This is a genomic window from Amphibacillus indicireducens (genome assembly GCF_039539605.1).
Classification (GTDB): Bacteria; Bacillota; Bacilli; order Bacillales; family Amphibacillaceae; genus Amphibacillus; species Amphibacillus indicireducens.
Map to the genome: position 1 here is coordinate 1 of NZ_BAABDL010000045.1, position 838 is coordinate 838.

The following is an 838-nucleotide window of genomic DNA, read 5'->3' on the forward strand; positions in this document are numbered from 1 at the left end:
ACTTAGTATATCAAAAAATCAACAGAACTGTTAAGAGGACGGCATTTAGATATTATTCAGTGTACACTATTTAGGTGAGTGAATAATGGGTGCACACATTTAAGTAGCTTTACCTTAATATAAATTCATACTATTAAGAGAGGTGGAATAATATGGAGTTATTAAGTCTAAGTAAAGAAGAATTAATGAATGCTAATGGAGGGATTGTGTTCACTACAGCAGGTGCAGCAATTGGGATTAAACTAGCTGCAGGTGCTGCAAAATATGGTGCAGGTAAAATGGTCATTGGTAAATTGACAACAGCTGGACTATTAGTTGATGGTGGTATAATTTACGCTTTAACAGGATATAAGAACTAAAATAGTAAAATAGATTAATGAGCTCCTATAATAAGGAGCTCTTTCCTCTATTAATAATATGTGCTATTATAAAAATTATTTATAAAGCAACTATAATTTGTGATATTCTATGAATTGATTACTTATTTTTCAAAGGGGAGATGTAAATTTTGGATCAACTAAAAAAACTATATATTAGCTATCTAAAATTGTATAAAGAAGGAGTAGAGTACTCAGTATGGTATGTTAGTGGAACTTTAATTTTTATATTATTGTTGTACTTTACAATTCCAAATCAATCTGAGTGGTTGTTTCCAGCTGTAAGCATTCTTTGTCTTTGCCATATATATATAAGTGGACCCATTAGAGCAATTGCAGAAAGAAAAATCAAGAAATATTAACTTACGCCTAGATTATTCACAGCCCGACCATAAGCCACTAAGAAACTGCGTTAAATCAATTAAAAATACACAATCGATCTTTCACTAATTAAGTGAAAA

General features: G+C 30.5%; 1 protein-coding gene. It reads left to right on the forward strand.

Translation table 11 applies throughout. The features are described 5' to 3' along the window. The first annotated feature begins 152 nt into the window (after positions 1-152). Positions 153-359, forward strand: a complete 207-nt coding sequence (locus ABD814_RS04140; protein ID WP_344910620.1) for a hypothetical protein — start codon at positions 153-155, stop codon at positions 357-359. Positions 360-838: the final 479 nt, after the last annotated feature.